A 12,636-nucleotide genomic window follows, 5' to 3' on the forward strand; every position below is an offset into this window, starting at 1 on the left:
TCAGGCGGCCTTGGCGCCCGTCTGACGGTCCTTGAGGAAGTGCCAGAACTCGACGCCCTCGCGCAGGCGGCGCTTCATCATGTCCGGCGAGCGCACCATCTCGCCGACGATCGAGGCGATCTTCGGAGCGCGGAAGTAGAACTTCTTGTAGAACTCTTCCACCGAGTTGAAGATCTCGCTGTGCGAGAGATGCGGGTAGTGGAGCGGCGCCACCTGCACGCCGTTCTCGTCGACGAGCTCGGCGTTCGCCGCGTCGAGCCAGCCGTTCTCCACCGCCTGCTTGTACAGGAAGGTGCCCGGGTAGGGCGCCGCGAGCGAGACCTGGATCGTGTGCGGGTTGATCCGGGTGGCGAACTTGATCGTCTCCTGGATCGTCTCCTTCGACTCGCCCGGCAGGCCGAGGATGAAGGTGCCGTGGATCGCGATGCCGAGCTCGTGGCAGTCCTTGGTGAACTTCTCCGCCACCTCGACGCGCATGCCCTTCTTGATGTTGTGCAGGATCTGCTGGTTGCCGGACTCGTAGCCGACGAGCAGCAGGCGCAGGCCGTTGTCGCGCAGCACCTTCAGGGTCTCGCGCGGCACGTTCGCCTTGGCATTGCACGACCAGGTGACGCCGAGCTTGCCGAGCTCGCGGGCGATCTCCTCGGCGCGGGGCAGGTTGTCCGTGAAGGTGTCGTCGTCGAAGAAGAACTCCTTCGTCTGCGGGAACTCCTTCAGGCAGTACTTGATCTCGTCGATCACGTGCCCGACCGAGCGGGTGCGGTAGGTGTGCCCGCCCACCGTCTGCGGCCACAGGCAGAAGGTGCAGCGGCTCTTGCAGCCGCGGCCCGAGTAGAACGAGATGTAGGGGTGCTTCAGGTAGCCGATGAAGTAGTTCTCCATCACGAGGTCCCGCTTGTAGACGCTCGTGACGAAGGGCAGCTGGTCCATGTCCATCATGATCGGGCGGTCCTCGTTGTGCACGATGACGCCCGAGTTGTTGCGGTAGGACAGGCCCTTGATCTGCGAGAAGTCGCGGCCGTCCGCGACCTCCTTGCAGGTGAAGTCGAACTCGTTGCGGGCCACGAAGTCGATGGCCGGCGCCTTGGCGAGGCTGCCCTCGGCGTCGACGGCGACCTTGGCGCCGATGAGGCCGGCCTTGAGGTTGGGATTGGCGGCCTTCAGCGCCTCGACGGTGGCGACGTCCTGCTTGAAGGACGGGACCGAGGTGTGGAGGACGACGAGGTCGAAGTCCTTCGCCTGGCGCGCCACGTCGTCGAGCTTGGTCTTGTGGGGCGGCGCGTCGATCAGCTTCGAGTTCTCGACGAGGGCGGCGGGCTGGGCGAGCCAGGTCGGGTACCAGAACGACTTGATCTCCCGCTTGGCCTGGTAGCGGGAACCTGCGCCGCCGTCGAAGCCGTCGAAGGTCGGAGCCTGGAGGAAGAGCGTGCGCATGGGGTTCAAGGCCTCAGTGCAGGGCAGGACGAGATCAGTCGAAGCGAAGATCAGACGGAGGTCGCTTCAGCATCGCGGCTGAGGCTCGCCTCCGGAATAAGCGTTCCGTCCGCAACGACGCGATAATCGTGACCTTTCCATGTCACCGCACCCGAGACGAAGCTCCAGGAGAAGTTCGCGAAGGACAGCATGTCGCGAATCGGCAACAGCCAGTAGGCGTGCGGCTCCAGGCCGAAGGCGCGCTCCAGGCGCACGCAGAGCAGGATGCGGCAGGCGAGCGCCAGGGCCGCCACCACGAGGGCGCTCTGCCCGGCGCCCGGAAGCAGGGCGCCGACGAGGGCGAGGGGGAAGGCGTGGGTGACGACCGAGCCGGCGTAGCCCGCCGGGTCGACGTTGCGGATCGTGCGGTTCCAGCGCAGCTCGTGCCGCCAGAGGCCGGACATCTCGGTGTCGACGCAGGTGTGCCCGATCGTGAAGTTCGGGATGGCCACCTCGCCGACATGCGTGCGCAGGGCCTCGCCGATCGCGTAATCGTCGGCGAGGTCGTCGCGGAACGCCTCGAAGCCGCCGATCGTGGCCAGGGAGGCGCGCCGGAAGGCGATGGTCGAGCCGAAGCAGGGCTTGGCGAGCTTGAGCGCGGTGCCCATCACGACGTTGGGCAGGAACTGCACGTCGATGGCGAGGCCGGAGAGATGGGCGAAGACGCCGCGATGGGCCGGCACGCCGTGGTAGAGGCAGGTCACGCCGCCGATGCCCGGCGCGGACAATTCGGCCACCACGCGCTCCAGGTAGTCCGGCCGCACCACCATGTCGCTGTCGGCCAGCACGATCACCTCGTGGGCGATCAGGGCCGACATGTTGATGAGGTTCGAGACCTTGCGGTTCGAGCCGTGCTGGCGGGCGTCGATCACGAGGTCGATGCGCAGGGCCGGGTGCGTCTCCTGCAGGCGGCGCACCGCGCCGATCGCCGGATCGGCCGCGTTCTGGACGCCGAACACGATCTGGACCGGGCCGGCGTAGATCTGCCGGCAGAAGGTGTCGAGGTTCTCGTAGAGGTTCGGCTCCATGCCGCAGAGGGGCTTGAGCAGCGTCACGGAGGGGCGCGCCGCGTCCTCGGGCAGGCGCGCCGGGAGGCGCTCTGCGAAGCGGCCGGCGAGATAGGCGGCGACGAGGCCGTAGCCGCAACCGGCGAGCGCGAGGACGAGAAAGATCGGCGAGAGCCAGGTCAGGTCCATGAGGGACATCGCTCGGGTCACGGAGGGGGACTGCGCCGGGCGGCGCGGCGTCAGGGCGGTGACGTGTCGGACGCGTTCAAGGCGCTGGTTTGACGGCGAGCATCTTGTCGGTGCGCTCGCGCAGGAATTTGAGGAGGGCGTCGGGGCCGCCGGCCTTCAGCGGCTCGGAGAAGCTGGTGCGCTGCGCGGCGATCTCGCTGACGTTGCCGTTGAGCAGCACGTCCTGGATGCGGCCCTGCGCGTTGACCACGAAGTCGACGTCGGAATCGTCGCCCGAGGCGTTCGCCACGCGCGTGCGCACCACGCGGCTGCCGCCGCGGGTCTCGCTCTTCGGGTTCACCTCGAACTTGCCGCCGATCGCCTCGGAGAGGCGCGTCGCGTAGGTGGCGATGAAGTGTTGCGCGAAGGCATCGGTGAGGGCCGATTGCTGGTCGGGCGTCAGGCTCTTCCACTTCGTGCCGACCGCGACGCGGACCATGCCGGCGAAATCGAAGCTCTCGCGCATCGGGCTGGCGATCGCGTCGAATCGGGCCTTCACGTCGCGGGAGCCGCCCTTCAGGGCGCTCTCGTAGCTCGCGTAGAGGGTCTGCACCGTCGCGACGGCCGGGTCGTCGGCGGCGCGCGCCGGGGGCGCGGCCGCGAGACCGGCGAGGCAGGCCAGCGCGAGCAGGAATCCGCGGATCAGGCGCACTTCTTGAGATCTCCGCGCTCGGTCTCGCCGAGGGCCGGGCCGTAGGCGCCGCGCGGCGGCGCGTAGCTGTAGAGGGGCCCGAGGGTCGCCGGCTGCAGCACGGGCGTGAGGCGCCGGCCGAGCTCGACGGCGCGCTCCTCGGCCTCCTCGGCCTTGCTGCCGCCCTCCATCACGTGCCACGCGACGAGGCCCGGAACGCCGACGAGAAGGTCGGCGAGGCGCTTGACGAGGGAGAGGGCGAGCGCCGCCTCGGCCGGAATGCCGAAGATGGCGCAGAGCGCGATCAGGCCGCCCTCCTGCGCGCCGAGGGCGCCCGGCACCGCGAAGGCGGCGCCGCGCACGGCCTGGGCGAGGCTCTCGATGATCACGGCCTCGGCGAAGCTCACCGGGTAGCCCATGAAATGCAGGCAGACGTAGACCTCGAGCGTGCCGATCAGCCAGCCGACGAGGTGGATCGCGATGCCCGCGAGGATGCGCACGGGCTGGCCGTAGAGCCGGCGCAGGTTGTCGTACAGCACGTCGATGGCGCCGAGCGCCCGCCACTCGCGGCCCGAGGCGAAGCGGCTCACGAGGGCCTGGATCACCCGGTGACCGGAGCGGCGCTGGATCAGGTAGAAGGCGCCGACCGCGGGGGCGGCGATGGCGAGGCCGCCGGCCACGGCGCGCACCACCGGCCCGTCGCCCGCGAGCCAGATCAGGATGCCGAGCCCGGCCACCGTGAACAGGAGCTGCGTCAGCGCCTGCGTCATCAGGTCGACGAACATGCTGGCGCCCGCGAGACCGCCGCCGACGCCGCGCTTCGTCAGGAGACGCGCGCCCACGAAGTCGCCGCCGACGGTGGCGACGGGGAGCAGGGTGTTGATGCCCTCGCGCACGAAGCGGAGGTTGACGCAGGCCGCCACGCGCGGGCGCTCGGCACGCGGGAAGATCACGAACCAGCCGAGGCCGGCCCAGGCGACCGCGACGCCGCGCGCCGCCACGACGAACAGGGCGCCCCAGCCCGCGCTCACCACCGCGGCCGCCACGTCCTCCAGCCCGGAGGACAGGAACAGGCCGACGACCGTGCAGAGTCCGACGATGAGGGCCAGGGTCGTCAGGCGCTTCATGATCCTCTTTCGGGTTCGTCGAAGGCTGAAATGCTCAATTCCCGCCGTGATTCCGACCGAAAAAAATCGCCGGGAGCGGAGAGCATCTGGGCAAGTTGCAGCTTTGGTCAGCGTTGTCTATCACCCGGGAGACACACTGCGGTCCAAAGCGGCACAGGGGGCGAGAGCCCTCTCCAAGAACTGTCGCGGGAACGCCGAAGGGGACTGACCATGGATCGCGAATCGCACATCACGGCCGGCGAGGCCGTGCTCGAGGACGCTCACGCCGGCGCCTTCGCCGGCCCGCCCCAGGGCAGTCCCGGCGTGCCGGCGCCCCAGTCGCCCGTGATGGCCTGGAACGAGTGGGACCCGCTGGAGGAGGTCATCGTCGGCTCCCTCGACGGGGCGACCATCCCGACCCATCACCTCACCGTGATCTTCAACCTGCCGCGGGCGGCGCAACCCTTCTACCGCTTCGCGAGCGGCTGGAAGTACCCCAAGTTCATGAAGAAGCTCGCCCAGGTCGAGCTCGACAACTTCATCAACATCCTGGCCGGCGAGGGCGTGAAGGTGCGCCGGCCCGACGCGGTCGACTTCTCCCGCAAGTTCAAGGCGCCGCGCTGGTCCTCGCGCGGCTTCTGCGTGGCCTGCCCGCGCGATCCCTACCTCGTGATCGGCGACGAGATCATCGAGAGCCCGATGTGCTGGCGCTCCCGCTACTTCGAGGGCGACGCCTACCGCTCGCTGTTCAAGGAGTACTTCCGCGCCGGCGCGCGCTGGACCTCGGCGCCGCGGCCGCAGCTCACGGACGACCTCTACAATTACGGCTACCGGGTGCCGAACCTGAAGGCCGGCGAGCCGATGCAGTTCACGGTCAACGAGTTCGAGCCGGTCTTCGACGCGGCGGACTTCGTACGCTGCGGGCGTGACCTTTTCGTCACGCGCTCCAACGTCACGAACCTGATGGGCATCGAGTGGCTGCGCCGCCACCTCGGCCCGGGCTTCCGCATCCACGAGATCGAGAGCCGCTGCCCGCAGCCGATGCACATCGACTCGTCGTTCATGCCGCTGGCGCCGGGCAAGGTGCTGGTCAACCCGGACTACGTGGACGTCGAGCGCCTGCCGGCCGTGCTGAAGAAGTGGGACGTGCTGATCGCCCCGCGCCCCGACCCCGTCGAAGGGTTCATGAGCAAGATCTCGATGTGCTCGCCCTGGACCTCGATCAACGTGCTGATGCTCGACGAGAAGAAGATCGTCGTGGACGCCAGCCAGCCCACCCTGATCAAGGCCCTGAAGGACTGGGGCTTCGACCCGATCCCGGCGCCGTTCCTCTCCTACGGCCCGTTCGGCGGCTCCTTCCACTGCGCCACGCTCGACGTGCGCCGCCGCGGCACGCTGAAGTCCTACTTCTGAGATCGCCGCGCCGGCGCAATGGTGCCGGCGCGCCCTGCGGTCGGCGTGGAGGTCTCGTGAAGCGTCTGGTGGTCACGGCCGACGATTTCGGGCTGAGCCTCGAGGTCAACGAGGCGGTGGAGCAGGCCCACCGCGAGGGGATCCTCACCGCCGCGAGCCTGATGGTCTCGGCGCCGGCCGCGGCCGACGCCGTGGCGCGGGCCCGCCGCCTGCCGTCCCTGCGGGTGGGGCTCCACCTCGTGCTGGTCGAGGCGTGGCCGACCCTGCCCGCCGCCGCCCTGCCCGACCTCACCGACGCGGCCGGGCTGATGCGCCGCGACATGGAGCGCCTCGGCCTCGATCTCGCCCTGCGGCCCGCCGCGCGCCGGCAACTCGCCGCCGAGATCCGGGCGCAGTTCGAGGCCTACGGGGCGACCGGCCTGCCCCTCGACCACGTCAACGCCCACAAGCACTTTCACGTCCACCCGCTGATCGCCGGCGCGGTGCTGCGGATCGGCCGCGACTACGGCATGCGGGCCCTGCGCGTGCCCCGCGAGCCGCGGGAGATCCTGCGTCGGGCCGAGCCCGGCGCCAACCCGCGGGCCGCCCTCGACACCGCGCCCTGGGCGGCACTCCTCGCGGTCCGTGCCCGCGCCGCCGGCCTCCTGATTCCCGACCGGACCCTCGGGCTCGCCTGGTCCGGCGCCATGCACCCGGCCCGCGTGGCGGGGCTCCTGGCGCAGCTGCCGGAGGGGCTGACCGAGCTCTACACCCACCCCGCGACCGGCGGCGGCTTCGCCGGCGAGGCCCCGGGCTACGCCTACGCGTCCGAGCGGGACGCGCTCATCGCACCGGAGGCGCGGGCGGCGGCGGAACGCGCCGGCGCGGTGCGCGGAGGGTTCTCGGACTTCCTGGGGTGAGCAGCCCGGATCAGCCGGCCCGGACGGGCAGGACCCGGATCCGGAAATCCTCCGGCATCGGATCGTCGAGATCGTCCGAGCTGAATCCCGCTCGCCGAACGATCCCCGCCGCGAGCAGGCAGGCTTCACCCGCCTCGAGATCGATGCCGCCCTTGCGCTGGTGCGGTACGTGGTCGAGCACCGGCTTGCCGTCGCGCGTCACGACGATGGTCTCGCCGCCCTCCACGCGGCGCGCGAGTTCCGCGAGATCCGTCGCAGCCTCTGCGAGCGGAATCATCGTCACGGCATCACGGTAGGCGCAGCGCGGGTCCGGCCGCGCCGCGCAGCCTCCGGCCGCTACTTCGCCAACGCCGCCTCGGAGCGGCTCGGCACCATCGCGTCGGCGTCGGCGGTCTTCGCCTCGGGGCGCTTCGGGTCCGGCTTCGTGGGCGGCGGACCGAGGAAGGCCGGGACCACGAAGAAGGCGGCCAGCAGCGTGAAGAACAGCGACAGGGCGAGCAGCTTGCCCATGCTGGCCGTGCCCGGATGGCTCGACAGGACGAGGGAGCCGAAGGCCGTGCCGGTGGTCAGCGCCGAGAAGAAGATCGCCCGGGTCAGGCTCGAGGCCAGCATGTCGGTCACGCCGGCCCGCCACGCGATCACGTAGTAGATGTGGAAGGCCACGCCCACCGCGAGCATCAGCGGGAGGGCGATGATGTTGGCGAAGTTGAGCGGCATGCCGACGACATGGAGCGCCATCAGCGTCCACAGGGTGGCGAGCACCAGCGGGCCCAGCGTCATCGCCACGTCCCAGGGTTTGCGCAGGGCAACCGACAGGATGATGAAGATCAGCGCCAGCGCGGTCAGGCCCGCCTGCACGAAGGCGCCGAGGATGGTGTAGCTCGAGGCGGTGGTGGCCACGGGCGCGCCGGTGGCGTGGGGCGCCACGGTCTGCACCTCCTTGGCGAAGTTGCGCAGCACCTGATCGTCGTTCGAGTTGCCCTTCGGGTGGACCTCGATGCGGGCGCGCCCGTCGGCGGCGATCCACTCGGCCTTCACCTGCGGGGGGAGGTTCTCGAGCGTGATCTTCTCCGGGTGCAGGAGGTCGCGCAGGCGCTTGAGCAGGGTCTTGAGGTCGGTGGTGAGGGCGACCGAGGCGGCCTCGCGGATCGTCACCGGCGCGTTGGCGAGCTGGTCGAGCGTGTTGGCGAGCGACTCGGCGGTCCTGGCGCCGGGCTCGGAGCCGCCGGAGATGCCGCGCAGGGCCGTGGCCGCCTCCTTGATCGCCTTCACGTTCTCGGCATCGGTGGGCGGGGGCGGCTTGCGGCCCGGGTTCAGCACGGGCTCGAGGAGCTCGGCCGTCTCCTGGATCGTCGCGAGCTTCTGGTCCTGGTCGCGCGGGACGTAGGTGTCGATGCTGACGAGCTCGGCCACGGAGGGCAGGGCGCGCAGCCTCTTCATCGTCTCCGGCACGTCGGCGACGGAGGGGGCGAGCACGTCGATGATGTTCGGGCTCGTCGCCGGGTCCTTGATCAGGTCGAGGTAGGTCGCGATCGACTCGACCTTGGGGCTGCGCAGGTGCATCGGGTTCGAGTCGAAGGGCAGCTTCCACAGGAGCGGCATGCCCGCGAGCGTGAGCAGCCCGACGCCGATCAGCACCCATCTCCGGTTGCGGATGATCCAGGGATCGACGCCCGACAGCCAGGTGGTCTCGACCGCCTCCTTCTCGCCCCGCGGCTTGAACACGGCGATCAGCGCCGGCAGCAGGGTGAGGGAGAACAGGTAGGCCACGATCATGCCGACGCCGGCGATCAGGCCGAGCTCGGACACGCCGCGGAAGGCGGTCGGCAGGAAGGCGAAGAAGCCGGCGAGCAGCGAGACCGCGGCGAGCGTCAGCGACCAGCCGACGCCCCGGGCCGCGGCGCGGATCGCGGCTTCCAGGGTCGGCTGCTCGTAGCGGTCGGCCCGGTATCGGACCGCGAACTGGATGCCGAAATCGATGCCGAGGCCGACGAACAGGGCCGCGAAGGCCACCGAGATCGGGTTCAGCTCGCCCACCATCAGGAGCCCGAGCGCCGCCGTCACGATGAGGCCCGCGAAGGTCGTGATCATCACGGCGATGACGAGCGGGGCCGAGCGCAGCGCCAGCCACAGGAACAGGACGATGGCGCCCACCGTCACGCTGTTGTTGAGGAAGGCGTCGTCCGAGAGGGTGGCGAACTCGTCGTCGGCGACCGCGACCGGGCCGGTGAGCCGCATCCGCAGGCCGTGCGCCTCGTCGATCTTGAGCTCCTTGGCGGTGCTGCGGATCAGCTTCGTCGCGTCGGCGCCCGGCTGCAGGGCGTTGAAGTCGAGCACGGGCTGGATGAACACGAACTTGCGCAGGTCCGTCACCCGCGTCTCGCCGCCGGAGAGCAGCATCTGCCAGGACATGCGCGCGGGCTTGCCCGCCAGCACCGTCTCCAGCGTGCTGTTGATCTGCGCCATGGGCTTGTCGAGCTCTTCGAGCTTGGCGTCGCCGCTCTTCACGCCGCGGGCGCCGAGGCTGAGCACGCGCATCACGCCGCGCAGGGAGGGGTCGGCCGCGAGCGGGCCGAGGAGGCCCTGCTGCTGCACGAGCTGCTCGGTGGTCTTCTCCAGTTCCGCCTGCGACATCAGCAGGAGCCCGTTCTTGTCGAAGAACGGGCCGCCGTCCGGCCGGTAGACGGTCTCGATCAGGTTCTTGTTGTTGCCGAGTGCCCGCGCCAGTTCGACGGCGGCCTCCTCGGCCTGCTCGGGCGACTTCCCGTCGATCACCGCGACGACGGTGTTCGTCCGCTGCGGGAACGCCTTCTCGTAGTTGATCTCGTCCTGGCGCCAGGATTCCTTCGGGTCGATCAGCCGCTCGACGTCGGTGTTGATCCGGAACAGGTGCGCGGCCGTGCCGGCGCTGGCGACGGTCATCAGGGCGACGACCGCGATGACGATCCAGCGACGATGAACGGAAAACGCGACGAGACGTTCGATCACGAGTATCCTGCCTGCCTTGAGCCCTCACCGGAAACCGGGAGCGAGTGTCCGGTCGAGACCGCGCGACGCAACGGGGAACCCGGGCATCTGCCACGAACCGCCGCCCGTGGGAAACGCCCGATCGCCGATCCAGCATCTTCGAGACCGCAACGGGCGGCGAGGCGGGCCGGTTTCCGCCGGCTGCGCGCAACCGGGCGCTGCCCGGACGCCGACCTTTCGCGGTCGGCCTGCTCAGTAAAGGCCCGTGGCCGCGAATGCAACGCGCGGCGAAATCCAGTGGAAGGTTCGATCGAGGTGCGATTTCGCACTGCAGCGATCTTATGCTCAAGCTCAGACTGGCGTTCTCGTCGCATTCCGGACGCAAAGCTGGCTATCCGTCCGGGACCCGTGACGGCGCGCCGGAGGTTGGACCCCGGGCGGCCGCAACCCGCCCTCGGGCGGAGTTCGGCCACCTGATCTGTGGCCCGCTTGCGTCATCGGTCAAAACACGTACTTCCGCGCCGGGTTCGGGACGCAATTGAGACCTGTTCCAACCTAGGTCGCTGGAATTCGTGTTCTTTTCGCGCTAAGCAGCCCGACAATCTGGGGCCGAAAACAAAGGAGCCGCGTTTTGGGCATTCCCCTCCGGTACGTCGCGAAGATCGGCGGCTACATCCTCAAGCAGCATCTGACCGGGCGCAAGCGCTACCCGCTCGTGATGATGATGGAGCCTCTGTTCCGCTGCAATCTCGCCTGCGCGGGTTGCGGCAAGATCGACTATCCGGACGAGATCCTGAACAAGCGCCTGCCGGTGGCCGACGCGCTCGAATCCGTGCGCGAGTGCGGTGCACCCGTGGTCGTGATCGCGGGCGGCGAGCCGCTTCTCCACAAGGATCTGCCGCAGATCGTCCAGGGCATCATCGCGCAGAAGAAGTTCGCCATCGTTTGCACGAACGCGCTGCTCCTCGAGAAGAAGATCAAGGAGTACAAGCCGAGCCCCTACTTCACGTGGTCGATCCACCTCGATGGCGACCAGGAGATGCACGACAAGTCCGTCTGCCAGCGGGGCGTCTACGACAAGGCCGTCGCGGCCATCAAGACCGCCAAGGAGATGGGCTTCCGCGTCACCATCAACTGCACGTTCTTCAACAACTCGTCGGCCGACAAGATCGCGGACTTCTTCGATTCCGTCACCCGCATGGGCATCGACGGCATCACGGTCTCGCCCGGCTACGCCTACGAGCGCGCGCCCGACCAGCAGCACTTCCTCAACCGAAAGGCGACGAAGGACCTGTTCCGCGGCGTGTTCCGGCACGGCAAGGAGAAGGGCCGCGAGAAGTGGACCTTCCAGCAGTCGGGCCTGTTCCTCGACTTCCTGGCCGGCAACCAGACCTACCACTGCACCCCGTGGGGCAACCCGACCCGCACCGTGTTCGGTTGGCAGAAGCCCTGCTACCTGCTCGGCGAGGGCTACGCGGCGACCTTCAAGGAGCTGATGGAGGAGACCGACTGGGACGCCTACGGCACCGGCAACTACGAGAAGTGCGCCGACTGCATGGTCCACTCGGGCTACGAGGCCTCCTCGGTGGTCGATTCGGTCCGCAAGCCCTGGAAGCCCGTGCTCCAGGCGATCCGCGGCATCCGGACCGAGGGCGAGATGGCGCCCGACGTGAGCCTGGAGAACCAGCGCCCGGCCGAGTTCGTGTTCTCGCGCAACGTCGCCCAGAAGCTCTCGGAGATCAAAGCCTCGGGCGTCGACACGAAGCGCGAGGCCCGCAACCGCACCGCCGCCTGAGGCGCGCGGCAGATCGAAGAGAAAGCCCCGCGGCAACGCCGCGGGGCTTTTTTCATGAGGTTCGGGTCTCGCGGGTCTCGCGGGACTCAGGCCGCTCAGGCGACCTCGCGCAGCGGCTCCTCCGGGAGCGGGATGCCGAGGCCGGGGCCGAGACGGGCGCGGCAGCGGGCGAGCGAGCCGAAGGCCGCCCGCGAATCGCGGGCGAGGCGCACGAGGCCGCGGACCTTGGCCGATCCGCGCGCGAGGGCGCCGAGGACGGCGAGGATGTCGGGCTCGCCGTTCGGCTTCAGGGCCTGGGCCGCGAAGGCCGGCAGCGCCCGGTGGGCCGGATCGCAGACCACGCGGATCGCCGCGAAGGGCAGGGCGTGGCGCTCGGCGAAGGCGGCGGCGACGTGCGATTCCATGTCGACGGCGGCCGCGCCCGTGCGAGCCCAGAGGTCGGCCTTGCCCTCGAGGCTCAGCACGGCCGCGTCCACGCCCGCGAGATCGCCCGAGAGCACCCGCAGGCCGGATCCCGCGAGGCGGGCGCGCAGGGCCTCGACGATCGCCGCGTCCGCCCCGTAGCAGTGGCCGCCGACGCGGACGCCCGAGGCGATCACCACGTCGCCCGGCAGGAGGTCCGGATCGAGCCCGCCCGCGATGCCGATGCTGACGACGGCGCGGCAGGCCGGGTCCGTCCGCTCGGCGAGCAGGGCACGGAGGCGGTGCGGGTTGCCGCCGGCGCCGATGGCGGAAACGCCCGGGCCCGCGGCGAGGCGGCCCTCCTTGGCGAGGCCGGTGACGGCCAGGACGGGCAGCGCGGCCGGGCCGGAGGCGACGGGCGCGAGCGGCGCGGAGGAACTCGGGCGGGCCGCGACGACGCGGCCGCTCGGGGCTGGCTCGGGCAGGATCATGGAAACCCGGCTGTTCGAGGCTGTCCGTCCCGGTCGGGCGACCGGGCCTGGGGCTCAAGCAGCCTTCATACCAATGTCAATGCGGCCGGCCAGTGGCAGGGCCGCAACAAAGCGCGGCGGAGAGGCGCCCGCCGCGCCCCAAGACCTGCCCCAAGACCTGCCCCAAGACCTGCCCCAAGACCTGCCCCAAGACCTGCCCCAAGACCTGCCCCAAGACCTGCCCC

At 69.9% G+C, this 12,636-nt stretch carries 10 protein-coding genes; 3 read left to right on the forward strand and 7 right to left on the reverse strand.

Annotation, left to right across the window (positions count from 1 at the left end):
* From hpnJ to MOX02_RS15360, 4 genes are all read right to left on the reverse strand, one after another.
* Complete coding sequence (gene hpnJ / locus MOX02_RS15345; RefSeq protein ID WP_147026661.1) at positions 1–1,434, reverse strand: hopanoid biosynthesis associated radical SAM protein HpnJ; 1,434 nt, start codon at positions 1,432–1,434, stop codon at positions 1–3.
* Positions 1,435–1,484: 50 nt separating this feature from the next.
* Positions 1,485–2,669, reverse strand: coding sequence for a bacteriohopanetetrol glucosamine biosynthesis glycosyltransferase HpnI (hpnI, locus tag MOX02_RS15350; protein WP_373866748.1), 1,185 nt, complete (start codon positions 2,667–2,669; stop codon positions 1,485–1,487).
* 76 nt (positions 2,670–2,745) lie between these two features.
* The gene (locus tag MOX02_RS15355) at positions 2,746–3,360 is read right to left on the reverse strand and encodes an MlaC/ttg2D family ABC transporter substrate-binding protein (RefSeq protein ID WP_147026663.1); all 615 of its coding nucleotides are present in this window, start codon (positions 3,358–3,360) and stop codon (positions 2,746–2,748) included.
* Positions 3,351–4,466 carry a flippase-like domain-containing protein gene (locus MOX02_RS15360; RefSeq protein WP_147026664.1) on the reverse strand — a complete coding sequence of 372 codons (1,116 nt, stop codon included), beginning with the start codon at positions 4,464–4,466 and terminating at the stop codon, positions 3,351–3,353. The genes MOX02_RS15355 and MOX02_RS15360 overlap by 10 nt, the downstream gene beginning before the upstream one ends.
* Positions 4,467–4,676: 210 nt before the next feature.
* Between MOX02_RS15360 and MOX02_RS15365 the strand changes: the two genes are divergently transcribed.
* Both MOX02_RS15365 and hpnK read left to right on the forward strand, forming a co-directional pair.
* The gene (locus tag MOX02_RS15365; RefSeq protein WP_147026665.1) at positions 4,677–5,858 is read left to right on the forward strand and encodes an amidinotransferase; all 1,182 of its coding nucleotides are present in this window, start codon (positions 4,677–4,679) and stop codon (positions 5,856–5,858) included.
* A gap of 56 nt (positions 5,859–5,914) precedes the next feature.
* Positions 5,915–6,757, forward strand: coding sequence for a hopanoid biosynthesis-associated protein HpnK (hpnK, locus tag MOX02_RS15370; protein WP_147026666.1), 843 nt, complete (start codon positions 5,915–5,917; stop codon positions 6,755–6,757).
* Between the two features lie 10 nt (positions 6,758–6,767).
* Here the strand turns inward: hpnK and MOX02_RS15375 are convergent, their stop codons facing one another.
* Positions 6,768–7,034, reverse strand: coding sequence for a type II toxin-antitoxin system Phd/YefM family antitoxin (locus MOX02_RS15375; RefSeq protein WP_147026667.1), 267 nt, complete (start codon positions 7,032–7,034; stop codon positions 6,768–6,770).
* Between the two features lie 59 nt (positions 7,035–7,093).
* Positions 7,094–9,745, reverse strand: a complete 2,652-nt coding sequence (gene hpnN, locus MOX02_RS15380; protein ID WP_147026668.1) for a hopanoid transporter HpnN — start codon at positions 9,743–9,745, stop codon at positions 7,094–7,096.
* Between the two features lie 610 nt (positions 9,746–10,355).
* Here hpnN and hpnH point away from each other — a divergent pair.
* Positions 10,356–11,519: an adenosyl-hopene transferase HpnH gene (gene hpnH, locus MOX02_RS15385; protein ID WP_147026669.1), complete on the forward strand. Its 1,164-nt coding sequence runs from the start codon at positions 10,356–10,358 to the stop codon at positions 11,517–11,519.
* Positions 11,520–11,614: 95 nt separating this feature from the next.
* Here the strand turns inward: hpnH and MOX02_RS15390 are convergent, their stop codons facing one another.
* Positions 11,615–12,412: a phosphorylase gene (locus MOX02_RS15390; protein ID WP_147026670.1), complete on the reverse strand. Its 798-nt coding sequence runs from the start codon at positions 12,410–12,412 to the stop codon at positions 11,615–11,617.
* Between the last annotated feature and the right edge of the window lie 224 nt (positions 12,413–12,636).

The sequence above is a fragment of the Methylobacterium oxalidis genome, from assembly GCF_007992195.1.
Taxonomy (GTDB): domain Bacteria; phylum Pseudomonadota; class Alphaproteobacteria; order Rhizobiales; family Beijerinckiaceae; genus Methylobacterium; species Methylobacterium oxalidis.

Coding starts and splice junctions, on each gene's coding strand:
- hpnJ (WP_147026661.1), bottom strand. CDS start 1,434: ATGCGCACGCTCTTCCTCCAGGCTCCGACCTTCGACGGCTTCGACGGC.
- hpnI (WP_373866748.1), bottom strand. CDS start 2,669: ATGGACCTGACCTGGCTCTCGCCGATCTTTCTCGTCCTCGCGCTCGCC.
- MOX02_RS15360 (WP_147026664.1), bottom strand. CDS start 4,466: ATGAAGCGCCTGACGACCCTGGCCCTCATCGTCGGACTCTGCACGGTC.
- MOX02_RS15365 (WP_147026665.1), top strand. CDS start 4,677: ATGGATCGCGAATCGCACATCACGGCCGGCGAGGCCGTGCTCGAGGAC.
- MOX02_RS15375 (WP_147026667.1), bottom strand. CDS start 7,034: ATGATTCCGCTCGCAGAGGCTGCGACGGATCTCGCGGAACTCGCGCGC.
- MOX02_RS15390 (WP_147026670.1), bottom strand. CDS start 12,412: ATGATCCTGCCCGAGCCAGCCCCGAGCGGCCGCGTCGTCGCGGCCCGC.